Origin of the sequence: Ramlibacter sp. PS3R-8 (assembly GCF_037572435.1) — a bacterium.
Lineage (GTDB): Bacteria > Pseudomonadota > Gammaproteobacteria > Burkholderiales > Burkholderiaceae_C > Ramlibacter.
In genome coordinates, this window is sequence record NZ_JBBHGT010000005.1 from 216752 (window position 1) to 236994 (window position 20243).

The following is a 20243-nucleotide window of genomic DNA, read 5'->3' on the forward strand; positions in this document are numbered from 1 at the left end:
ATGATATGCAAAGCTGCCGGGCGCGCGATGTCCCTGCGGCGACGCCACCCTACAATGGCCGCAAGATGAAGATCCTGCTCTCCAACGACGACGGCTACCAGGCGCCCGGCATCGTGGCGCTGTACGAAGCCATCCGCGACCTGGGTGACGTCGAGGTGGTGGCGCCGGAGCACAACAACAGCGCCAAGTCGAACGCGCTGACGCTGAATGCGCCGCTGTACGTCACCGAAGCCAGCAACGGTTTTCGCTACGTGAACGGCACGCCGGCGGACTGCGTGCACATCGCGTTGACCGGGCTGCTCGGATATCGACCCGACCTGGTGGTGAGCGGCATCAACAACGGCGCCAACATGGGCGACGACACCATCTATTCCGGCACGGTCGGCGCCGCGATGGAGGGCTACCTGTTCGGCATTCCCGCCATCGCCTTCTCGCAGGTCGAGAAGGGCTGGGGCCACCTCGATGCCGCCGCGCGCAAGGCGCGCGAGCTGGTGGAATACCTGATCGCACACCATCGCACCGACGGCGCGCACTGGCTGCTGAATGTCAACATCCCGAACCGCCGGCTGGAGGAGCTCAAGGCGTTCAAGGTGTGCCGGCTCGGCCGCAGGCACGCCGCCGAGAAGGTGATCTCGCAGACCAGCCCGCATGGCGACACCATGTACTGGATCGGCGGCGCCGGCGCGGCCAAGGACGATGCGGACGGCACGGACTTCCACGCCTCGCTGCAGGGACATCCCACCATCACGCCGCTGAAGGTGGACCTGACGGACCACGATGCGCTGCGCTACTGGGCGCAGTCGGCCGCGCAGTTCCCCGGCAAGGGGAACAACGCATGACACGCCGCCCCGGCTTCCCGGCGCGGCTGGGCCCGGCGCCGGCGGCGCGCCGTTTCACGTCGGTCGACGCGCCCGCGCGCGCAGCCGCTCCCACCGGCGTCGGCCTCGATTCGCAAGCGGTGCGTGCGCGCATGGTGCAGAAGCTCGCGGCGCAAGGCGTGACCGACGCGCGCGTGTTGGCCGCCATGAACGCCGTGGAACGCCACCGGTTCGTCGACAGCGCGTTGGCCAACCAGGCCTACGAAGACACCAGCCTGCCCATCGGCCTGGGCCAGACGATCTCCAAGCCGAACGTGGTGGCGCGCATGATCGAGTTGCTGCTGGGCGCGCCGGGCGCCGCGGGTGGACGCCTGGGCCGCGTGCTGGAAGTCGGCACCGGCTGCGGCTACCAGGCCGCACTGCTGAGCCACGTGGCATCCGAGGTTTACAGCATCGAGCGCCTGCGCGGCCTGCATGAGCGTGCCCGCGAAAACCTGCGCGCGTTCCGCCTGGCCAACGTGCACCTGCTGTTCGGCGACGGCATGGCAGGTTTCGCCAAGGGCGCGCCTTACGCCGGCATCATTGCGGCAGCGGGCGGCGAGGCCGTGCCTACGCAGTGGACCGACCAGCTTGCCGAGGGTGGGCGCATCGTGGCGCCGATGGTGATGCCGAACGGGCGGCAGGCGCTGGTGATCGTGGACAGGACCGCGGGACGGCTGAGCCAGGCGACGCTTGAGGGCGTTCACTTTGTCCCCCTAAAATCCGGCACTGCATGAGGATGAAAACAATGGTGTTGCGCACGCGCGCCGGGTCGTGGTTGTGGCTGTTGCTCGCCGGCGCGTTGCTGGCAGGCTGTGCTTCGCCGCGCCGCGTGCCGGCTCCCGTGGAAGACCGGGGCATGGCGCGGCCGGGCGCCATCGCGCCGGCGCCGGCAGCGCCGGCCGTGGCCCTGCCCGGCGCGGAGAACGCGGGCCGGTCGGGCTTCTTCACCGTGCGGCCGGGCGACACGCTGATTCGCATCGCGCTGGAAACCGGACAGAACTGGCGCGACGTGGCCCGCTGGAACAACATCGAGAATCCCAACGTCATCGAAGTGGGCCAGGTGCTGCGCGTGGCGCCACCCGGCACGCTGGCGACGGACCCCGGGTTCGCCGTGCGCGCCATGCCGCCGGCATCGGCGGCGCCGGCACCCGCTGTAGCGCCGGCTTCCGCGGCGCTGCCGCCCGCCAGCGCCGCCAGCATGGCCGCGCGGCCGGCCTCGGCGGCGTCTGCCCCCGTGGCACCGTCGCCGTCACCTGCGCCCGCCTCGGCCGGCGAAGACGACATCGCCTGGGCCTGGCCGATCGGCGCGGGAGCGGTGCTCGCCGGCTTCGACGAGCAGAAGAACAAGGGCCTCGACATCGGCGGCCGCGCCGGCGAGCCGGTGCTGGCGTCGGCGGACGGCAAGGTGGTCTACGCGGGCGCGGGGCTGCGCGGCTACGGCAACCTGATCATCCTGAAGCACAACAACACCTTCCTGACGGCGTATGCTCACAACCAGACGCTGTTGGTGAAAGAGGACCAGACGGTCCGCAAGGGCCAGAAGATCGCCGAAATGGGCTCCACCGACAGCGACAGGGTGAAGCTGCATTTCGAAATCCGCCGGCAGGGCAAGCCGGTCGACCCAGCAAGGTACCTGCCACCGAGGTAGTGCATGAAGCGCCGCAACGGGACCGGATCCCCGACGCCCGAGGGCGCCGGCCCCGGCTTGGACCGGCCCGCCACGGATGAGCCGGTGCTGGCGGCACCCGAGATCGCCCCCGAGACGACACTGCGCGAGATCTCCACCGACCTGGCGGGCGAGAGCACCGACACGCTCACGCTGTACCTGCGCGATGTGCGCCGCACCACGCTGTTCTCCCCCCAGGAAGAATTCGAGACCGCCACCCGCGCGCGCGCAGGAGATTTTGCGGCCCGCCAGTCGATGATCGAGCACAACCTGCGGCTGGTGGTGAGCATCGCCAAGGCCTACCTGGGGCGCGGCGTGCCGCTGTCCGACCTGATCGAGGAAGGCAACCTCGGACTGATGCATGCCATCGACAAGTTCGAGCCGGAACGCGGCTTCCGCTTTTCCACTTACGCCACCTGGTGGATCCGCCAGTCGGTGGAGCGTGCCGTGATGAACCAGGGCCGGGTGATCCGGCTGCCGGTGCACGTGGTGCGGGAACTGCAGCAGGTGCTGCGGGCCCGCCGCACGCTGGAGAACGATCCGGCCTTCCTGGTCCGCCGCAACGGCGACCCCGAGGGCGTGCGCGTCGAGGACGTCGCGGCGCTGCTGGGGCGGGAGCCGCACGAGGTGGCGCAGCTGCTGGCGATGGCGGAGGCGCCGCGCTCGCTGGATGCGCTGGTGGAGCGGTCCGATGACGAGCACACGCTGGGCGACTTCGTGGCCGACGCGCTGGCGCCCGACCCCACTGGCGTGACGCAGGACCACGAGGTGGAGCGCCTGCTGGACGGCTGGATCGAAACGCTGACCCACCGCGAGCGCGAGGTGCTCGAAGGGCGCTTCGGCCTGCATCATCGCGACCCCGAGACCCTGGAGGTGCTGAGCGACCGCCTGGGGCTCACCCGCGAGCGCGTGCGCCAGATCCAGAACGAGGCCATCACCAAGCTGAAGCGGCAGATGGCGCGCAGCGGCGTCGATCGCGAAGCGCTGTTCTAGTACGATGCCGCGCATGCCGTGGCCCGTACTTGTCTTCGATATCGAGTCCATCCCCGACGTCGCCGGGCTGCGCGCGCTGCGCAACGCTCCCGCCGACGCGACCGACGCGCAGGTCTACGCGCAATGGGCGCAGGAGCGAAAGGACAACGGCCAGAGCGACTTCATGCCGCATTACCTGCAGCGCGTGCTGGTCATCAGCTGCGTGTTCCGCAATGCCGAAGGCCTGCGCGTGCACTCGTTCGTGGACCGCGACAACGCCAGCGAAGGCAAGGTGATCCAGAGCTTCTTCAGTGCGGTGGACAAGCACGTGCCGCAGCTGGTGAGCTGGAACGGCGGCGGCTTCGACCTGCCGGTGCTGAACTACCGCGGGCTGCGGCACGGCATCAACGCCGACCGCTTCTGGTGCATGGGCGAGGGCGGCGGCCCGGACGACCGCGAGTTCAAGTGGAACAACTACATCGGCCGCTACCACATGCGCCACCTGGACCTGATGGACCTGATGGCGATGTACCAGCCGCGCGCCAATGCGCCGCTGGATGCGCTGGCCAAGCTGTGCGGCTTTCCGGGCAAGCTGGGCATGGATGGATCCCAGGTGTATTCGGCGTTTCTCGACGGCAAGCTCGAGGACATCCGGCGCTATTGCGAGACCGACGTGCTCAATACCTACCTGCTGTACTGCCGCTTCCAGAAGATGCGCTGCGGCTTCACCGAAGCCGAGTACGCGCAGGAGATCGAGTTCGTCAAGCACACGCTGGGTGAGCTCTCGCACGCCGAGCCGCATTGGCGGGAATACCTGGAGGCCTGGAAGTAGGCTGCCCACCGCCTGAGACAATCCAGGCATGACAGAGAAAGAGTTGCCGCCCCCGCATCCCGAGGGCTGGCTGGAAATCGAATCGCTCGACATCGAGGCCCAGGGCGTGGCGCGCCGGCACGACGGCAAGGTGGTCTTCATCGACGGCGCGCTGCCGGGCGAATGGGTGACGGCCAACGTCCACCGCAAGAAGAACAATTGGGAGGCTGCCTCGCTGGTGGCGGTGCACCGCGAGTCCGCGCAGCGCGTGCGTCCGCGCTGCCCGCACTTCGGCCTGCACGAGGGCGCCTGTGGCGGCTGCAAGATGCAGCACCTGCACGTCGGCGCGCAGGTGGCCATCAAGCAGCGGGTGCTGGAAGACAACCTCTGGCACCTGGGCAAGGTCCGCGCGGAAACCATGCTGCCCGCCATCCACGGCCCGGACTGGGGCTACCGCTGGCGCGCCCGGTTCAGCGTGCGGCACGTGCGCAAGAAGGGGGCGGTGCTGGTGGGCTTCCACGAGCGCAAGAGCCGCTATGTGGCGGACATCCGCGAATGCCACGTCGTGCCGAAGCACGTCAGCGACCTGCTGCTGCCGCTGCGCGCGCTGATCGGTTCCATGGACGCCATCGAAACCTGTCCGCAGATCGAACTGGCCTGCGGCGACCGCGTGACGGCGCTGGTGCTGCGGCACCTGGAGCCGCTGAGCGAGGGCGACCTGGCCAGGCTGCGTGCATTCGCGCAGGAGCATGCGAACGCGGGCGTGCAGTGGTGGCTGCAGGCCAAGGGGCCGGACACGGTGCGGCTGCTGGATGAAGGCGGCGAGGCACTGGATTACCGGCTGCACGAATTCGGCATCACCATGCCGTTCCGGCCGACCGACTTCACCCAGGTCAACCCGCACATCAATCGCGTGCTGGTCGAGCGGGCCGTGCGCCTGCTGGATCCGCAACGGCAGGAACGCGTGATCGACTGGTTCTGCGGCCTGGGCAACTTCACGCTGCCGCTGGCCACGCGCGCGGGAGAGGTGCTCGGCATCGAAGGCAGCGACGCGCTGGTGGCTCGATCCCGCGAGAACTATGCGCTCAACCAGGCGGGGCGCGCGCAGCCGCTCGGCCCCGCGCGCTTCGTGGCGCGCAACCTGTTCGAGATGACGCCGCAGCTGCTGGTGGCCGACGGCGCCGCCGACCGCTGGCTGGTCGATCCTCCGCGCGAAGGCGCCTTCGCGCTCGCCAAGGCCGTCGCCGACCTGCACCAGGATCCGTCGTTGCGCGGCGCCTGGACGCCGCCGCGGCGCATCGTCTACGTCAGCTGCAACCCGGCGACGCTGGCGCGCGATGCGGGCCTGCTGGTGCACCAGGCAGGCTATGCCTGCACCAGCGCGGGCGTGGTGAACATGTTCCCGCACACGGCGCACGTGGAGTCGATCGCGGTGTTCGATCTGGAGGGCGCCGCCGGGGTCGCTGCGCGAACCCGGCCTGTCGACGACGAGTAGGTCGGGTTGCGCGCGCAGCCGCACCCCGACAACGAGAAAGGGCCCCGCAGGGCCCTTTTCGTGGAGCGCGAAGCCTCAATCGTCCCCGGACGTGATGCCCAGGATCATCAGCAGGCTCTGGAACACGTTGAAGACGCTCAGGTACACCCCCAGCGTCGCAGTGATGTAGTTGGTTTCGCCGCCGTCGATGATGCGCTTCAGGTCGTACAGGATGAACAGGCTGAAGACACCAATGGCCAGGGTGGAGATCACCAGCATGCCCATGGTGGAGCCGACGAACACGTTGACGATGGCGCCCACCATGATCACCAGCGCGCCGACGAACAGCCACTTGCCCAGGCCGGACAGGTCGCGCTTGATGATGCTGGACAGGGATGCCATCACGAAGAAGATCGCCGCGGTGCCGCCGAAGGCCGTCATGACGATGCCGGAGCCGCCCTTCATTCCGAGGATCGTGGCCAGCAGGCGCGACAGCATCAGGCCCATGAAGAAGGTGAAGCCGAGCAGCACGCCCACGCCGACGGCGGAATCCTTGGTCTTCTCGATCGCGTACATGAAGGCGAACGCGCCGCCCAGGAAGACCATCAGGCCCAGCCCGCCGGACAGGGCACGGGTGATGCCGGTGGCGACGCCCAGCCAGGCGCCGAGCACCGTCGGGATCATGCTCAGTGCGAGCAGCCAGTAAGTATTGCGCAGGACCTTGTTGCGCTCCGCGACGGATGTCGCGGTCGTGCCGTACCCGAATGAAGGGACGGTCTGGACGGGATCGCTCATGGAAAGCCTCCTTTGCCTTGCGGCTATTGGATGAGCGCATTCTAGGAGGGTTCCCGCCGGCAGGCGAAATAAGCCCGGCGGCAACGGCCATGCCGTTGCAATCGCCCCAACGGCGCTCACTTGGTCAGGATCAACTTGCCCAGGCGGGTGGATTGCAGGCGATAGACCTCGCCGTTGTGGACGATTTCCACCAGCCGGTTGCCGCGCAGGAGTTCCTGGCTCGCCAGCGGTGGGCGCCGGGCGCCATCGGGGGCGGGATCCGCGGGTTGCGAGGCCGCAACGGCGCGCGGTTGCGGGTCCTTCATGGCGTCGTCGGCTCCGTGACGAAGCCGATCTTGCGCACGCCGGCGCGCTGCGCGGCGGCCAGGGCCTGCGCCACGCGCTCGTAGCGGGCATCCTTGTCGCCGCGCAGGTGCAGTTCGGGCTGCGGCGTGCGGGCCGCGGCGGCTTCCAGGCGCGGCTGCAGGTCGGCCTCGCCGACCTCCTGCTCGTTCCAGAAGTAGCGTCCCTGCGCGTTCACCGACAGCCGCACGGTCTCGGGTTTCGTCTCCTGCGGCGTGCTGGTCGCGCGCGGCAGGTCGACCTGGACCGAATGCTTCATCACCGGCACGGTGATGATGAAGATGATCAGCAGCACCAGCATGACATCCACCAGCGGCGTCATGTTGATCTCGTTCATCACCTCGTCGGTCTCGTCCTGGGTGCCGAAGGCCATGTCAGCTCCCCTTCTTCATCGGCACCACCTTGGTGGGGTTGCCGCTGGCGACGCGCGCGCCGGTGACGAAGTAGGCATGCAGGTCGTGCGCGAAGCGGTTCAGCTTGTTCAGCACGCCCTTGTTGCCACGCACCAGCGCGTTGTATCCCAGCACTGCGGGGATGGCGACCGCCAGGCCGAGCGCCGTCATGATCAGCGCCTCGCCAATGGGGCCGGCCACCTTGTCGATGGTGGCCTGGCCGGCGGTGCTGATCGAGATCAGCGCGTGGTAGATCCCCCAGACCGTGCCGAACAAGCCGATGAAGGGAGCCGTCGAGCCCACCGAGGCCAGCACCGCCAGGCCGGACTGCATGCGCGCGGTGGAGTCGTCGATCGAGTTACGCAGCGTCCGCGTGAGCCATTCGCTGGCACCGAGCGAGTCGTGCAGTTGCGCCTGCGCATTGTGGTGGGCGGCGGCTTCCCGGCCCTCCAGCGCCAGCGCCCGGAAGGGATTGGACGCGTCGGCCCCGAGCTTGCTCAGTCCGTCGGCGAAGTCGGCTGCGTGCCAGAAGCTTTCGATGCGGCGCGCCTGGCCCATGAAGCGGCGCAGGTCCAGCGCCTTGACCAGGATCACCATCCAGGAGGCGAGCGACATGCCCAGCAGGAGCACGGCGACGAAGCGGGTGACGAAGTCCCCTTGCATCCAGACATGGGCCAAGCCGAAGTCGTTGTTGTTCATGTTCTTTCTCAGTTGTTCAGCACGAAGTCCACCGGCACGTCGAACCACATCGTCTCGGGCACTCCGCCGCGCTTGCCAGGCACGTAGCGCCACTTGAGCACGGCGTCGAGCGCCGCGCGGTCCAGCCGGTCGTACCCGCTGGAACGCTTGACCTGCGCGTCCAGCGCGGCGCCCTGGGCGCTGATCTGGACGTGCAGCAGCACCTTGCCCTGTTCGCGCAGGCGCCGGCTGATGGGGGGATACGCCGGCGGCGGGTTCTGCAGGTAGTCGGCGTTGGTGGAGGGCAGCTGCACGGCAGGCGGGGGCGGGGGAGCCGGCGCGGGCGAGGGCGCCGCTGCGGCCGTGACCGGGGCGGCGATCGGCGGTGGGGCCGGCTGCGGTTCGGCGACGCCGACCGGCGCTTGCGGTGCGGGCGCTGGCGACGGCGTGGCCACCGGCATCGGCGCGGGGGCCGGCGCAGGGGCGGGGCGAGATCGCTGTACCACCGGCTTCGGCTTTTGCGGCTGCGGCGGGGCAGGCTGGGCTGGCGGCGCGGGCGGGGCGGGGGGTGTCGGTTGCACGGGCGCCGGCGGCGTGACGATGCTGCTCAGGATCTCCACCGGCACCACGACCTCCACCGCCCGGCGCACGAGGCCGGATTGCAAGGCCCAGAGCGCTGCCGCGTGCAAGGCGAGCACGCTGCCTGCAATGAGCACGTTGCGCGGGACCGTCGGCACGCGGGGCGAGGAAGGAGCGAAGTTGCTCATTGTCCGGGATGCAGGGGCTAGCGGCCCTTGCAGGCCCACCAAGTGCCGGCGACGACGAAGATCAGGCCGAAGCCGACGGCGACGTGGGCCATGCCTTGCTCTCCCGGATCGCGGGGGCGAGCTGGACGGCGGTCTCCTGGTGCAGGGCGGCCACGGCATGGCCGCCGCAGCACTGGGCCACCACTTCGCGGGCCGAGCATTCGCACTGCCCGCATTGGGTGGCCACGCCGAGTTCGAACTGGATGTCGTCGAAGCTCATGCCCGCCCTGGCGTGGCGGGCGATATCGCGGTCGGAGACGCGGCGGCAGACACAGACGATCATGGCAGTCGGGTTGGCTGGCTGTGGATGGATGGTGACTGGGACAAAGTATAAATGCGAATACTTCGCATTTGCAATACCTTTTGGCCTCGGACCCCTGGATTTACATTTGCCGCTGGAACGGATGGGCCACGAGGTCGGGGGTGACGTCGGCAAGGCTGGCGGCGCCGCATTGCGCCATCGCCAGTTCCAGTTCGTCCCGCAGCAGCCGCAGGACATGGGCAGTGCCTGCCGCGCCCGCAGTGGCCAGCCCCCACAGCACCGGACGGCCGAGCAGGACGGCCCGGGCACCGAGCGCCAAGGCCTTGAAGACATCGTTGCCGCTGCGGATGCCCCCATCCACGAGAACGGGCAGGGCGCCGGCCACGGCGTCGACGATGCCGGGCAGCGCGGTCGCGGTCGCCACGGCCCCGTCGAGCGTGCGGCCCCCATGGTTGGAGACGATGAGGCCGGCGACGCCGTGGCGCACGGCCTCGCGCGCATCCTCGGGATGCAGCACGCCCTTCAACAGCACGGGCAGGCGGGTCTGCGCGCGCAGCCAGGCGACGTCGTCCCAGCCCGGGGCCATGGACAGCAAGTCCACGAGCGAGGCCGGCTCCGGTGAAGAGGGCGCGAGGTTGGCCTGGCTCACCCCGGGCGGCAGGCGAAAGGGCGAGCGGCTGGCGCGGACCGCGGCATCGACGGTGAGCACGATCGCCTCGTAGCCGGCCGCCTCCGCGCGTCGGACCAGCGACAGCGTGGCGGCGCGCTCGCGCAGCAAATAGAGCTGGAACCAGAGCGGGCCGCGCGCGGTGTCCGCGCGCACGGCCTCGGCCACCGTTTCCAGCCGCATGCTGGCCTGGCTGCTCAGCACCATGCCCGCCCCTTGCGCGGATGCCGCAAGGGCCGTGGCGATCTCGCCGTCGTCATGGGCGAGGCGCTGCAAGGCCATGGGTGCAGCCAGCACCGGCCACGGCAGCGGGCGCCCCAGCAAGGTCGCGTGCAGCGCGACGTGGCCCGGTTTGCGCAGCACCCGCGGCAGATGGCGGATCGCATCCCATGCCGCGCCGTTGTCGCGTGCCGTCGAACCTGCGCCCGCGGTGGCCGCCAGCCAGGTCCAGGCGTTGTCGTCGAGCGCGCGCCGCGCGTGCGCTTCGTAATCCGCGGCCGAGCCGACGTCGGCCGGCAGGGCCTGCAGCCGCGGCGCCTTCATGTGTCCGCCCACATGCGCAAGAGGTTGTGGTACGTGCCGGTCAGCCGCACCACGGCGTCGTCGTCGCCGCGTCCTCGCAGCTTCAGCAATGCCATGTCCATGTCGAACAGCAGCCGGCGCTGCTCCTCGCCGCGCACCATGCTTTCCACCCAGAAGAAGCTGGCGATGCGCTCTCCGCGCGTCACCGGGCTCACCTCGTGCAGCAGGGTGCCGGGGTACAGCAGCAGGTCGCCCGCGGGCAGCTTGAAGCGCTGCTGCCCCTGCGGCTCGTGCAGCACCAGCTCGCCACCGTCGTACGCATCGGGCGGTGCCAGGAAGAGCGTGCACGAGAGGTCCGTGCGGACCCACTGGTCGGGATCGCGCGAGTGCAGCACGGCGCCGTCGACGTGCTGCCCGTAGTGGTTCTGCCCGCCGGCATGGCGGTTGAACATCGGGTTGAAGATCCTGCGCGGCAAGGCCGCCGAGAAGAAGACCGGGTCGCGCCGCAACGCGGCGAGCACCAGCGCGCGCAAGCGGGCGGCCGCGGGGTCGTCCTGGGCGAGCTGCTGGTTGTTCTTGCGCTCGACCGCTTGCCCGCCCGCGCTGCTGCGCCCGTCCAGCCACGCCGCGCCGGGACCGAGCAGCGCGCGTGCGTCGCCCAGTTCCTGCGGCGTGAGGACATTGCGAAGGTGCAGCAACATGGGGCGTCCTCTAGAACATCGCCTTGACGGTCAGCTGCGCGCGGCGCTCGGTGCCGGGAACGTAGAAACCGCGGTACAGGGCATCCGCATAGAGCTCGTTCGTGACGTTGGACAGGTTGAGCCTGGCGGACCAGACCTGGTTGATCGTGTATTCGGCCATCAGGTCCAGGGTGGTGAAGCTTTCCGCGGTGATCGTCCGGTTGCCTTCGGCCTGCTGCGAGCCGCGGAAGTTGATGCCCGCGCCGACGCGCACGCGGGGCAGCACCCGGTACGTGGTCCACAGGTTGGCGCTGTGGCGCGGCGTGAGCCCCGGGCGGTCGCCCAGCTGCTGCGCAGTGTTCGGACCGCAGACTCCGTTGAAGCACACTTCAGCCGGCACGTTGCTCTGGTCGATCCTGGCGTCGGGGATCCACGTCTGGTTGTAGAAGATGTCCCAGCGTGGCGTGATCTGGCCCGCGAGGTTGAACTCCAGGCCGGCGGCGTGGCGCTTGCCGGACAGCAGCTCCTGCGTCGCCGCGACGTCCGGGTCGGTGTTCCGCTCGTTGTACTTCTCGCTGTAGAAAGCGGCGATGCCGAGCAGCGCGCGCTTGGCGAACAGGTCGAACTTGGCGCCGACCTCGAAGTTGCGGCTCTTCTCGGGCGGCGTGTTGGCGGAGCGGGGAGTGGTCGGGCCGATCGTCACCGCGTACTGGTACGCGTCGGCCGACGTGTTGTACGAAGTGCCGTACGACGCGTAGTACGAGGCGGTGTCGCTCGGCTGGTACAGCAAGCCGACGCGCGGACTCCACAGGTTGTCGGAACGTTCGTTCGTCAGCGCTCCGGCGGAGTCGCGAAAGGACGCGGTGAAGTGGTCGAAGCGCAGGCCGGCGACCAGCTTCCACGGGCCGCCGAGCGAGATCATGTCCTGCGCATACACGCCCAGGTTGCGTGAGCGGAACGTGTTCAGCGGCGGCGCGCCGCGCTCGTCCCCCACGCTCGCACCGTCGTTCGGGTTGCCGACGGTGGTCGGCGGGCGGTTGACCGAGTTCACCAGGTCGGACGGGAAGTTCTGGTTGCGCTCGGCGTTGTCCTGGTACGCGTCGACGCCGGCGATCAGCGCGTGCTTGCGGCCGCCGAGGTCGAACGTGTTGGTGTAGTCGGACTGCAGTTGCGTGATGCGGCTGGTGGCGACACGGCCCTTGTTGCTGGTGCGCGAAATGACCGTGTCGTCACCGATGTCCGACGGCGACGTCGGCGGCACGGCGAAGTTCCAGACCGTGGCCCACAGGTCGCGCTGGTACAGGCCGTGGCGAAAGCGCGTGTCCAGCTGGCCGCCGTCGGCGAAGCGGTGCTTGTGGCCCAGTGTCAGGTAGTCCGCTTGCGAGTCGTTGAAGTCGCTCGCCAGGCCGTAGAAATTGCGCGCGGGCACGAGCGGCACCAGCCGGCCGCTGTCGTTGAACCAGCGGTGCGAGTAGTTCGGAATCTCCGTCACCTTCGCGTGATAGAAGGACACCAGGAATTCATCGGCCGTGCCGATGCCCCAGCGGAAGGAAGGCGCGAAGCCGTTGCGGTCCTGCGCGGCGCCGTAGTTGTCCGCCTTGTGCACCATCGTGTTCAGGCGGAACGCGGCGTTTTCGCCGGTGTGGAAGTTGAAGTCCCCGGTCAGCCGATGCTCGCCGCCGGTGCCGAGGGTGTAGTCCACCTCGTGCTGCGTCATCAGGAACGGCTGCTTGCTCACCTGGTTCACGACGCCGCCGGTGGAGCCCTTGCCGAACAGCATCGAGGCCGAGCCCTTGAGCACCTCCACGCGATCGAGGTTGAAGGTGTCGCGTGACTGGATGGGCGCGTCCTTGAAGCCGTCGATGTAGATGTCGCCGGCCTGCCCGAGCGAGAAGCCGCGCAGCCGCACATCTTCCTCGCCGGTCTCGCCGGCCTGGAAGGTCACGCCGGCGGTGTTCTTCAGGACTTCGCGGAAGTCGTCGAGGTTGCGGTCGTCGATCAGCCGCTCGGTCGTGACGGTCACGGTCTGCGGGATGTCACGCAGTTCCTGGGTGCCCTTGCCGATGCTCGTCGTGGTGGCTCGCAGCGAGTTCTTGGATTCGGGGCCTTCGGCTTCCTCCCGCACGGTCACCGTCGCCAAGGTGCCGGTGGCTTCGGGGACGGTGCCTTGGGACCATGCGCCGGCGGAAGCGGCGAGCATGAGGGCGCCCAGCGGGAGCCGGACAGGATCGGACGGAATGCGAGAGTGCGCCAAGGTGGCCTCCAGGTGGAGCCCGCGCGGTGGCGGGCGGTTTCACGTGAGGCTGGCTGGGCGCACGGCGGTTTGCCGTGCCGGGTTGGCTGGCCGGATTTCGCCGCGATTATATCGTTAAATGAGAATGCTTCTCATCACGATCGGGAAAATTTCAGCTGGCGTCGCCCATTTGCGACTGCAGGTAGTTCTGCAGGCCCACCTTGGCGAGCAGTTCGAGCTGGGTCTCGAGGAAGTCGATGTGCTCCTCCGTGTCTTCGAGGATGCGCTCCAGGATCTCGCGCGAGATGAAGTCGCGCACGGACTCGCAATGGGCGATGCCCACCTTGACGGTGGCCTGGGCGCCGCGCTCGCTTTGCAGGTCCGCGTTCAGGATCTCGGGAACGTCCTCGCCCACCATCAGCTTGCCCAGGTCCTGCAGGTTGGGCAGCGCGTCGAGCATGAGGATGCGTTCCATCAGCTTGTCGGCGTGCTTCATCTCGCCGATCGACTCTTCGTATTCCTTCTTGGCCAGCCGCTCGAAACCCCAGTGCTTGAGGATGCGGTAGTGCAGGAAGTACTGGTTGGTGGCCGTCAGCTCGTTCTTGAGTTGCGCCTGCAGGTGCTGGATGACTTGCGGATCTCCTTGCATGTTCTTCTTTCGTGGCCTTGAAGGTGGCGACGATTGTCTCGCAAACGCGCCTCCGCCCCTCACCCCGGCCCTCTCCCCAGGGGGGAGAGGAGGCAATTCAGCTGCGGATCAGGTGATCGAACGCACCGAGCGCCGCCTTCGCGCCGTCGCCGGCCGCGATGATGATCTGCTTGAACGGCACGGTCGTGCAGTCGCCGGCGGCGAACACGCCGGGCATCGAAGTCTCGCCGCGCGGCCCGACGATGATCTCGCCGTGCTTCGACAGCTCCAGCGTGCCCTTGAGCCACTCGGTGTTGGGCACCAGGCCGATCTGCACGAACACCCCTTCCAGGTCCACGCGCTGGTCTTCGCCGGTGGCGCGGTCCTTGTACGTCAGGCCGTCGACCTTGTCGGCGCCGGTGATCGCGGTGGTCTGCGCGTTCAGGATCACCGTCACGTTCGGCAGCGACTGCAGCTTCTTCTGCAGCACCGCGTCGGCGCGCAACCTGGTGTCGAACTCGATCAGCGTCACGTGCTTGACGATGCCGGCCAGGTCGATGGCCGCCTCGACGCCGGAATTGCCGCCGCCGATGACCGCCACCCGCTTGCCCTTGTACAGCGGGCCGTCGCAGTGCGGGCAATAGGCCACGCCCTTGTTCTTGAGCTCCTTCTCGCCGGGCACGTTGACGTTGCGCCAGCGCGCGCCGGTGGTGAGGATCACGCTTTTCGCTTTCAGCGAGGCGCCGTTCTCCAGTTCCACCTCGATCAGGTCGCCTGCCTTCAGCCCCTTGGCGCGCTGCAGGTTCATGATGTCCACGTCGTACGTGCGCACGTGCTCTTCCAGCGCCATGGCGAACTTCGGGCCTTCGGTTTCCTTCACCGACACGAAGTTCTCGATGCCCAGCGTGTCCAGCACCTGGCCGCCGAAGCGCTCGGAAGCCACGCCGGTGCGGATGCCCTTGCGCGCCGCATACACCGCGGCCGCCGCGCCTGCGGGGCCGCCACCGACGATCAGCACGTCGAAGGGTTCCTTGGCGGCGATCTTCTGCGCTTCGCGTTCGGCGCCGCCCTTGTCGACCTTGGCCAGGATCTCCTCCAGGCTCAGGCGACCAGAGTCGAAGAACGTCCCGTTGAGGAACACCGTCGGCACGCCCATGATCTGGCGTTCCTTGATCTCGTCCTGGAACAGGCCGCCTTCGATCATGGTGGTCTTGATGCGCGGGTTCTGCACCGCCATCAGGTTCAGCGCCTGCACGACGTCCGGGCAGTTGTGGCAGGTGAGCGAGACGTACACCTCGAATTCGAAGTCGCCGTCGAGCGCGCGGATCTGCTCCAGCAGCGCCTGCTCCACCTTCGGCGGGTAGCCGCCCACCTGCAGCAGCGCCAGAACCAGCGAAGTGAACTCGTGCCCCATGGGCAGGCCGGCGAAGCGCGGGCCGTGGTTTTCGCCCGGCCGGTTGATCTGGAACGACGGCGTGCGATGCGGGCCGCCGGTGGTCTCGATGACCGTGACGCGCGGCGAAGCGTCCGCGATGTCCTTGAGCAGGGCCTGCATCTCGCGCGACGCCGCGGTGTCGTCCAGCGACGCGGTGATCTCCACCGGCTGCGTCATGCGCTCCAGGTAAGCGGTCAACTGTGCTTTCAGGTTGGCGTCGAGCATGGGATGTCCTTGTGTTGTTGTGGATGGAGAATGAAAAAGGCCCGGGCACGGATGCGCCCGGGCCTTCCTGCGGAGCGCTTAGATCTTGCCGACGAGGTCCAGCGAGGGCTTGAGCGTCTCTGCGCCTTGCTCCCACTTGGCGGGGCAGACTTCACCCGGGTGGGCGGCGACGTACTGGGCGGCCTTGAGGCGGCGCAGTGTTTCGGAGGCGTCGCGGCCGATGCCGTTGTCGTGCACTTCGATCGTCTTGATCTTGCCTTCGGGGTCGATCACGAACGTGCCGCGCAGGGCCAGGCCGGTGTCTTCGCCTTCGGTGATCAGCACCTGGAAGAAGCGGGCCAGCTGATGGGACGGGTCGCCCACGAGCGGGTACTGCACCTTCTTGATGGTGTCGGAGGTGTCGTGCCAGGCCTTGTGGGTGAAGTGGGTGTCGGTGGACACGCCATACACCTCGGCGCCCAGCTTCTTGAACTCGGCGTAGTTGTCGGCCAGGTCGCCCAGCTCGGTCGGGCAGACGAAGGTGAAGTCGGCCGGGTAGAAGACGACGACCGACCACTTGCCCTTGAAGTTGTCCTGCGTGACCGGAACGAACTTGCCGTTGTGGTACGCGGTGGCGGTGAAGGCGGGGATTTCGGTGTTGATGAGAGACATTGTTTTCCTCTATTGCTGAGTGCTGGTTGATTCAGGGCGCCTATGAAGGATAAGGCAGTTCGGGCCGCTTCCCAATTGAAAGCAGGCATGGCGGTGTTAGGGGACAGCTATCGCGGCCTGTCGGGGTCGCTGCGCGAACCCGACCTACCCGGACCGACTGGATCGCTGCGCGAACCCGAATTGCGCGGCCGAATGCGTAGGTCGGGTTCGCGGAGCGACCCCGACACTTCAGTAGTCCAGCCGCTCCGGCCGGATCTCCTGCAGGATCGTCGTGGCGATCTCTTCGATCGACTTGGTGGTCGTCGACAACCACCGGATGCCTTCGCGCCGCATCATCGCCTCGGCCTCCGCCACCTCGTTGCGGCAGCTCTCGAGCGCCGCGTAGCGCGAGTTCGGCCGCCGCTCGTTGCGGATTTCGCTCAGCCGCTCCGGCTGGATCGTCAGGCCGAAGATCTTCTGGCGATGCGGCACCAGCGACGGCGGCAATTGCCGGCGCTCGAAGTCTTCCGGGATCAGCGGATAGTTGGCCGCCTTCAGCCCGTACTGCATGGCCAGGTACAGCGAAGTCGGCGTCTTGCCGCTGCGGCTGACACCCACCAGGATGATGTCGGCCTGCTCGAGGTCGCGGTTGGACTGGCCGTCGTCGTGGGCCAGGCTGTAGTTGATCGCCTCGATGCGGTCGTGGTATTCCTTGCTCTTGCTCACGTCGGCGAAGCGCCCCACCCGGTGGCTGGACTTCATGCCCAACTCGATCTCCAGCGGCCGCACGAAGGTGCCGAACATGTCGAGCACCATGGCCCGGCAACCCTCCTCGATCACCTGCAGCACTTCGACGTTGACGAGCGTCGTGAACACCACCGGGCGGCGGCCCTCGACCTCCGCCGTGTGGTTCACCTGCCGCACCACCTGGTGCGCCTTGTCCACCGTGTCGATGAAGGGCAGCCGCACGTGGCGCGGCTTGAACTCGAACTGCGCGAGGATGGCGTTGCCGAAGGTTTCGGCGGTGATGCCGGTGCCGTCCGACACGAAAAAGACAGTGCGGGTGTGCATGAAGGAGCCTTGCTCAGGGTGGGCCGCGAACAGGCGGCCACGCCTACAATCCCGGCCATTATTGAAGAATTCCCGCGCATGCCTCCCCGCCGCCCCTTCGAACAACGACAAAGCCCATCGGTGGGGCCTGCCGCGTTGCGCCGCCGCGCAGACCCAGTTCCAACTTCCGGAGTCTCCCCATGTCTGCCCTTTTCAACGCGACCGCCCTGGTCGTACCGTTTGAAGACCTGAGAATGACCGACGTCGAGGCGGTCGGCGGCAAGAACGCCAGCCTCGGCGAAATGATCTCGCAGCTGCCAGGGGGCGTGCGCGTGCCGACCGGCTTCGCCACCACCGCGCATGCCTTTCGCCAATTCCTCCAGCACGACGGCCTGGCCGGACGCATCGAGCAGCGCCTGAAAACGCTGAACACCGACGACGTCCGGGCGCTCGCAGCGGCCGGCGCGGAGATCCGCGGCTGGATCGAGGCCCAGCCCTTCCCGGCGGACCTGGAGCGGGAGATCCGCTCGCACTTCGACAAGCTCGCCGCCGGCAACGCCGGCGCAAGCTTCGCCGTGCGTTCCTCCGCGACCGCTGAAGACCTGCCCGACGCATCGTTCGCGGGCCAGCAGGAGACCTTCCTCAACGTGGTCGGCATCCAGGACATCCTGCACAAGATGAAGGAGGTGTTCGCCTCCCTGTACAACGACCGCGCCATCAGCTACCGCGTGCACAAGGGCTTTGCCCACGCCGAAGTCGCGCTGTCGGCCGGCGTACAGCGCATGGTGCGCTCCGACCTGGGGGCCGCCGGCGTGATGTTCACCATCGACACCGAGTCGGGTTTCGACCAGGTCGTGTTCATCACCTCCAGCTACGGCCTGGGCGAGACGGTGGTGCAGGGCGCCGTCAACCCCGACGAGTTCTACGTCCACAAGCCGATGCTGAACGCCGGCAAGCGCGCGGTGATCCGCCGCAATCTTGGCTCCAAGCTGGTCCAGATGGTGTTCACCAGCGACGCCGAGAAAGCGCAAGGCGGCAAGCTGGTGAAGACGGTCGACGTGCCGCTGGAGCAGCGCAACCGCTTTTCGCTGACCGACCAGGACGTCGAGGCGCTCGCCCGCTATGCGCTGGTGATCGAGAAGCACTACGGCCGGCCGATGGACATCGAGTGGGGCAAGGACGGCGGGGACGGCCAGCTGTACATCCTGCAGGCGCGGCCCGAAACGGTGAAGAGCCAGCAGCAGGGCAAGGCGGAAATGCGCTACAAGCTCAAGGGCAAGAGCAGCGTGCTGGCCGAAGGGCGCGCCATCGGCCAGAAGGTGGGCACCGGGCCGGTGCGGCTGGTGCACAGCACCGCGGAGATGGACAAGGTGCAGGCCGGCGACGTGCTGGTCACGGACATGACCGACCCGAACTGGGAGCCGGTGATGAAGCGCGCCAGCGCCATCGTCACCAACCGGGGCGGCCGCACCTGCCATGCGGCCATCATCGCGCGCGAGCTCGGCATCCCCGCCGTGGTGGGCTGCGGCGACGCCACCGAGCGGCTGGTGGACGGCACGCTGGTGACGGTGAGCTGCGCCGAGGGCGACACCGGGTTCGTCTACGACGGCCTGCTGGAGACCGAAATCACCGAGGTGCAGCGCGGGGAGATGCCGGAGATCAAGACCAAGATCACGATGAACGTGGGCAACCCGCAGCTCGCCTTCGACTTCGCGCAGCTGCCCAACCACGGCGTGGGCCTGGCGCGCCTGGAATTCATCATCAACAACAACATCGGCGTCCACCCGAAGGCCATCCTCGACTATCCCAACGTCGACGGCGACCTGAAGAAGGCGGTGGAGTCGGTGGCCCGCGGCCACGCATCGCCGCGCGCCTTCTATGTCGACAAGGTGGCCGAGGGCGTGGCGACCATCGCCGCGGCCTTCTGGCCCAAGCCGGTGATCGTGCGGCTGTCGGACTTCAAGTCCAACGAATACCGCAAGTTGATCGGCGGCAGCCGCTACGAGCCGGAGGAAGAGAACCCGATGCTCGGCTTCCGCGGCGCGGCGCGCTACATCAGCGCCGAGTTCCGCGAGGCCTTCGCGATGGAGTGCGAGGCGCTGGTGCGGGTGCGCAACGAGATGGGCCTGACCAACGTGCAGGTGATGGTGCCGTTCGTGCGCACGCTCGGCCAGGCCGATCGCGTGACCAAGCTGCTGGCGGAGCAGGGGCTGCAGAGGGGCCGCGACGACCTGAAGCTGATCATGATGTGCGAGATCCCCAGCAACGCCATCCTGGCCGAGGAGTTCCTGGAATTCTTCGACGGCTTCTCGATCGGCTCCAACGACCTCACGCAGCTCACGCTGGGGCTGGACCGGGACTCCGGCCTGGCGCTGCTGGCCGCCGACTTCGACGAGCGCGACCCGGCGGTGAAAGCGATGCTGTCGCGCGCCATCGCCGCGTGCGTGAAGCACGGCAAGTACGTGGGCATCTGCGGCCAGGGCCCCAGCGACCACCCCGACTTCGCGCAGTGGCTGGTGGCCGAGGGCATCACGTCGATCTCGCTGAACCCGGACAGCGTGATCGCCACCTGGCAGAAGCTGGCCGAGTAGGCGCCCGGTCAGGGCGCGCGCAGGTTCTCCACCTGCTGCAGGAACCGCTCGGCCAGCTCGTGGCCGATCACTTCCCTCAGGCTGGTTTCGGTGCGGCGCAGTGCCGCGCGGAACTCGCGCGGGCTGCGCGTGGCGCGCAGGCGCTGGCACAGGTCGTCGCCTTCGGCGCCCAGCAGGTCGAGCAGCCGTTCGGTGGCGAACTCCTGCGCGTGCTGCAGCGGCACCAGCAGTTCCGTGGCCCCGGGGCCGCGCTGCGCCGAGGGAGCGGACGGCTGCACGCGGATCGGCGCGGGCGCCGCCCGCGCCGCAGTCGGCTCGATGAAACCCAGCGCAAGCAGCACGCCCAGCGCCTCGTGGGTGTCGCCGAGCACGCTCCACAGCGTCGCCAGCTCGTTGAAAGTGCGCTTGCCGTCCACCAGGATCAGCAGGTTGCGCTGGGCCGAGCTCAACCCGGCCGGCCGCGTGCCGATGGCGTCCACGCCGCGACCCGATTTGCGATAGATGACGTCCGTGTCGATCGCCAT

21 protein-coding genes are annotated in these 20243 nt (G+C 68.2%); 7 read left to right on the forward strand and 14 right to left on the reverse strand.

Going from position 1 to position 20243, the window contains the following annotated elements:
- Window positions 1-65 precede the first annotated feature (65 nt).
- From surE to rlmD, 6 genes are read left to right on the forward strand one after another with little or no spacing between them, the layout of a single operon-like run.
- Window positions 66-839 carry a 5'/3'-nucleotidase SurE gene (gene surE, locus WG902_RS17880; RefSeq protein WP_340061496.1) on the forward strand — a complete coding sequence of 258 codons (774 nt, stop codon included), beginning with the start codon at window positions 66-68 and terminating at the stop codon, window positions 837-839.
- Window positions 836-1594, forward strand: a complete 759-nt coding sequence (locus WG902_RS17885; RefSeq protein WP_340061497.1) for a protein-L-isoaspartate(D-aspartate) O-methyltransferase — start codon at window positions 836-838, stop codon at window positions 1592-1594. Before surE ends, WG902_RS17885 begins: the two co-directional genes overlap by 4 nt.
- An 11-nt stretch (window positions 1595-1605) precedes the next feature.
- Entirely contained in the window at window positions 1606-2508 is a 903-nt protein-coding gene (locus tag WG902_RS17890) for a peptidoglycan DD-metalloendopeptidase family protein (RefSeq protein ID WP_340061624.1), read from the forward strand.
- A 3-nt stretch (window positions 2509-2511) separates the two neighbouring features.
- Window positions 2512-3519 carry a sigma-70 family RNA polymerase sigma factor gene (locus WG902_RS17895; RefSeq protein ID WP_340061498.1) on the forward strand — a complete coding sequence of 336 codons (1008 nt, stop codon included), beginning with the start codon at window positions 2512-2514 and terminating at the stop codon, window positions 3517-3519.
- 13 nt (window positions 3520-3532) lie between these two features.
- Complete coding sequence (locus tag WG902_RS17900) at window positions 3533-4330, forward strand: 3'-5' exonuclease (protein ID WP_340061499.1); 798 nt, start codon at window positions 3533-3535, stop codon at window positions 4328-4330.
- A gap of 28 nt (window positions 4331-4358) precedes the next feature.
- Window positions 4359-5804: a 23S rRNA (uracil(1939)-C(5))-methyltransferase RlmD gene (gene rlmD / locus WG902_RS17905; protein WP_340061500.1), complete on the forward strand. Its 1446-nt coding sequence runs from the start codon at window positions 4359-4361 to the stop codon at window positions 5802-5804.
- A 75-nt stretch (window positions 5805-5879) separates the two neighbouring features.
- Here rlmD and WG902_RS17910 read toward each other — a convergent pair whose 3' ends face one another.
- The 13 genes from WG902_RS17910 to ppsR all read right to left on the reverse strand — a co-directional run bounded on the left by WG902_RS17910 (window position 5880) and on the right by ppsR (window position 17149).
- Window positions 5880-6578, reverse strand: a complete 699-nt coding sequence (locus tag WG902_RS17910; protein WP_340061501.1) for a Bax inhibitor-1 family protein — start codon at window positions 6576-6578, stop codon at window positions 5880-5882.
- Window positions 6579-6694: 116 nt separating this feature from the next.
- Window positions 6695-6883 carry a hemin uptake protein HemP gene (gene hemP, locus WG902_RS17915; protein ID WP_340061502.1) on the reverse strand — a complete coding sequence of 63 codons (189 nt, stop codon included), beginning with the start codon at window positions 6881-6883 and terminating at the stop codon, window positions 6695-6697.
- Window positions 6880-7293 carry an ExbD/TolR family protein gene (locus tag WG902_RS17920; protein WP_340061503.1) on the reverse strand — a complete coding sequence of 138 codons (414 nt, stop codon included), beginning with the start codon at window positions 7291-7293 and terminating at the stop codon, window positions 6880-6882. Before WG902_RS17920 ends, hemP begins: the two co-directional genes overlap by 4 nt.
- A 1-nt stretch (window position 7294) precedes the next feature.
- Window positions 7295-8011, reverse strand: a complete 717-nt coding sequence (locus WG902_RS17925; RefSeq protein ID WP_340061504.1) for a MotA/TolQ/ExbB proton channel family protein — start codon at window positions 8009-8011, stop codon at window positions 7295-7297.
- Window positions 8012-8019: 8 nt separating this feature from the next.
- Window positions 8020-8757: an energy transducer TonB gene (locus tag WG902_RS17930; protein ID WP_340061505.1), complete on the reverse strand. Its 738-nt coding sequence runs from the start codon at window positions 8755-8757 to the stop codon at window positions 8020-8022.
- A gap of 61 nt (window positions 8758-8818) precedes the next feature.
- Window positions 8819-9079 (reverse strand): (2Fe-2S)-binding protein, encoded by a 261-nt coding sequence (locus WG902_RS17935; protein WP_340061506.1) that lies wholly within the window; start codon window positions 9077-9079, stop codon window positions 8819-8821.
- A gap of 100 nt (window positions 9080-9179) precedes the next feature.
- Window positions 9180-10268, reverse strand: a complete 1089-nt coding sequence (locus WG902_RS17940; protein WP_340061507.1) for an alpha-hydroxy acid oxidase — start codon at window positions 10266-10268, stop codon at window positions 9180-9182.
- Window positions 10265-10948 (reverse strand): Fe2+-dependent dioxygenase, encoded by a 684-nt coding sequence (locus tag WG902_RS17945; RefSeq protein WP_340061508.1) that lies wholly within the window; start codon window positions 10946-10948, stop codon window positions 10265-10267. Before WG902_RS17945 ends, WG902_RS17940 begins: the two co-directional genes overlap by 4 nt.
- A 10-nt stretch (window positions 10949-10958) precedes the next feature.
- Window positions 10959-13127 carry a TonB-dependent receptor gene (locus WG902_RS17950; protein ID WP_340061510.1) on the reverse strand — a complete coding sequence of 723 codons (2169 nt, stop codon included), beginning with the start codon at window positions 13125-13127 and terminating at the stop codon, window positions 10959-10961.
- Between the two features lie 205 nt (window positions 13128-13332).
- The gene (gene bfr, locus WG902_RS17955) at window positions 13333-13809 is read right to left on the reverse strand and encodes a bacterioferritin (protein ID WP_340061511.1); all 477 of its coding nucleotides are present in this window, start codon (window positions 13807-13809) and stop codon (window positions 13333-13335) included.
- Between the two features lie 97 nt (window positions 13810-13906).
- Complete coding sequence (gene ahpF / locus WG902_RS17960; RefSeq protein WP_340061512.1) at window positions 13907-15448, reverse strand: alkyl hydroperoxide reductase subunit F; 1542 nt, start codon at window positions 15446-15448, stop codon at window positions 13907-13909.
- Between the two features lie 78 nt (window positions 15449-15526).
- Window positions 15527-16099 carry an alkyl hydroperoxide reductase subunit C gene (gene ahpC / locus WG902_RS17965; protein ID WP_340061514.1) on the reverse strand — a complete coding sequence of 191 codons (573 nt, stop codon included), beginning with the start codon at window positions 16097-16099 and terminating at the stop codon, window positions 15527-15529.
- 228 nt (window positions 16100-16327) lie between these two features.
- Window positions 16328-17149, reverse strand: a complete 822-nt coding sequence (gene ppsR, locus WG902_RS17970; RefSeq protein WP_340061515.1) for a posphoenolpyruvate synthetase regulatory kinase/phosphorylase PpsR — start codon at window positions 17147-17149, stop codon at window positions 16328-16330.
- A gap of 179 nt (window positions 17150-17328) precedes the next feature.
- Here ppsR and ppsA point away from each other — a divergent pair, with 179 nt between their 5' ends.
- On the forward strand, window positions 17329-19719 hold the full coding sequence (ppsA, locus tag WG902_RS17975) for a phosphoenolpyruvate synthase (RefSeq protein WP_340061517.1): 2391 nt from the start codon (window positions 17329-17331) through the stop codon (window positions 19717-19719).
- Between the two features lie 8 nt (window positions 19720-19727).
- Here ppsA and WG902_RS17980 read toward each other — a convergent pair whose 3' ends face one another.
- A complete protein-coding gene (locus tag WG902_RS17980) occupies window positions 19728-20243 on the reverse strand; it encodes a hypothetical protein (protein WP_340061518.1) in 516 nt (171 codons plus the stop codon).

Coding starts and splice junctions, on each gene's coding strand:
- WG902_RS17925 (WP_340061504.1), bottom strand. CDS start 8,011: ATGAACAACAACGACTTCGGCTTGGCCCATGTCTGGATGCAAGGGGAC.
- rlmD (WP_340061500.1), top strand. CDS start 4,359: ATGACAGAGAAAGAGTTGCCGCCCCCGCATCCCGAGGGCTGGCTGGAA.
- WG902_RS17980 (WP_340061518.1), bottom strand. CDS start 20,243: ATGGCGATCGACACGGACGTCATCTATCGCAAATCGGGTCGCGGCGTG.
- ahpC (WP_340061514.1), bottom strand. CDS start 16,099: ATGTCTCTCATCAACACCGAAATCCCCGCCTTCACCGCCACCGCGTAC.
- bfr (WP_340061511.1), bottom strand. CDS start 13,809: ATGCAAGGAGATCCGCAAGTCATCCAGCACCTGCAGGCGCAACTCAAG.
- WG902_RS17930 (WP_340061505.1), bottom strand. CDS start 8,757: ATGAGCAACTTCGCTCCTTCCTCGCCCCGCGTGCCGACGGTCCCGCGC.
- hemP (WP_340061502.1), bottom strand. CDS start 6,883: ATGAAGGACCCGCAACCGCGCGCCGTTGCGGCCTCGCAACCCGCGGAT.
- ppsA (WP_340061517.1), top strand. CDS start 17,329: ATGTCTGCCCTTTTCAACGCGACCGCCCTGGTCGTACCGTTTGAAGAC.
- WG902_RS17890 (WP_340061624.1), top strand. CDS start 1,606: ATGGTGTTGCGCACGCGCGCCGGGTCGTGGTTGTGGCTGTTGCTCGCC.
- WG902_RS17950 (WP_340061510.1), bottom strand. CDS start 13,127: ATGCTCGCCGCTTCCGCCGGCGCATGGTCCCAAGGCACCGTCCCCGAA.
- WG902_RS17885 (WP_340061497.1), top strand. CDS start 836: ATGACACGCCGCCCCGGCTTCCCGGCGCGGCTGGGCCCGGCGCCGGCG.
- WG902_RS17935 (WP_340061506.1), bottom strand. CDS start 9,079: ATGATCGTCTGTGTCTGCCGCCGCGTCTCCGACCGCGATATCGCCCGC.
- WG902_RS17895 (WP_340061498.1), top strand. CDS start 2,512: ATGAAGCGCCGCAACGGGACCGGATCCCCGACGCCCGAGGGCGCCGGC.
- WG902_RS17940 (WP_340061507.1), bottom strand. CDS start 10,268: ATGAAGGCGCCGCGGCTGCAGGCCCTGCCGGCCGACGTCGGCTCGGCC.
- WG902_RS17900 (WP_340061499.1), top strand. CDS start 3,533: ATGCCGTGGCCCGTACTTGTCTTCGATATCGAGTCCATCCCCGACGTC.
- ahpF (WP_340061512.1), bottom strand. CDS start 15,448: ATGCTCGACGCCAACCTGAAAGCACAGTTGACCGCTTACCTGGAGCGC.
- surE (WP_340061496.1), top strand. CDS start 66: ATGAAGATCCTGCTCTCCAACGACGACGGCTACCAGGCGCCCGGCATC.
- WG902_RS17910 (WP_340061501.1), bottom strand. CDS start 6,578: ATGAGCGATCCCGTCCAGACCGTCCCTTCATTCGGGTACGGCACGACC.
- WG902_RS17945 (WP_340061508.1), bottom strand. CDS start 10,948: ATGTTGCTGCACCTTCGCAATGTCCTCACGCCGCAGGAACTGGGCGAC.
- WG902_RS17920 (WP_340061503.1), bottom strand. CDS start 7,293: ATGGCCTTCGGCACCCAGGACGAGACCGACGAGGTGATGAACGAGATC.
- ppsR (WP_340061515.1), bottom strand. CDS start 17,149: ATGCACACCCGCACTGTCTTTTTCGTGTCGGACGGCACCGGCATCACC.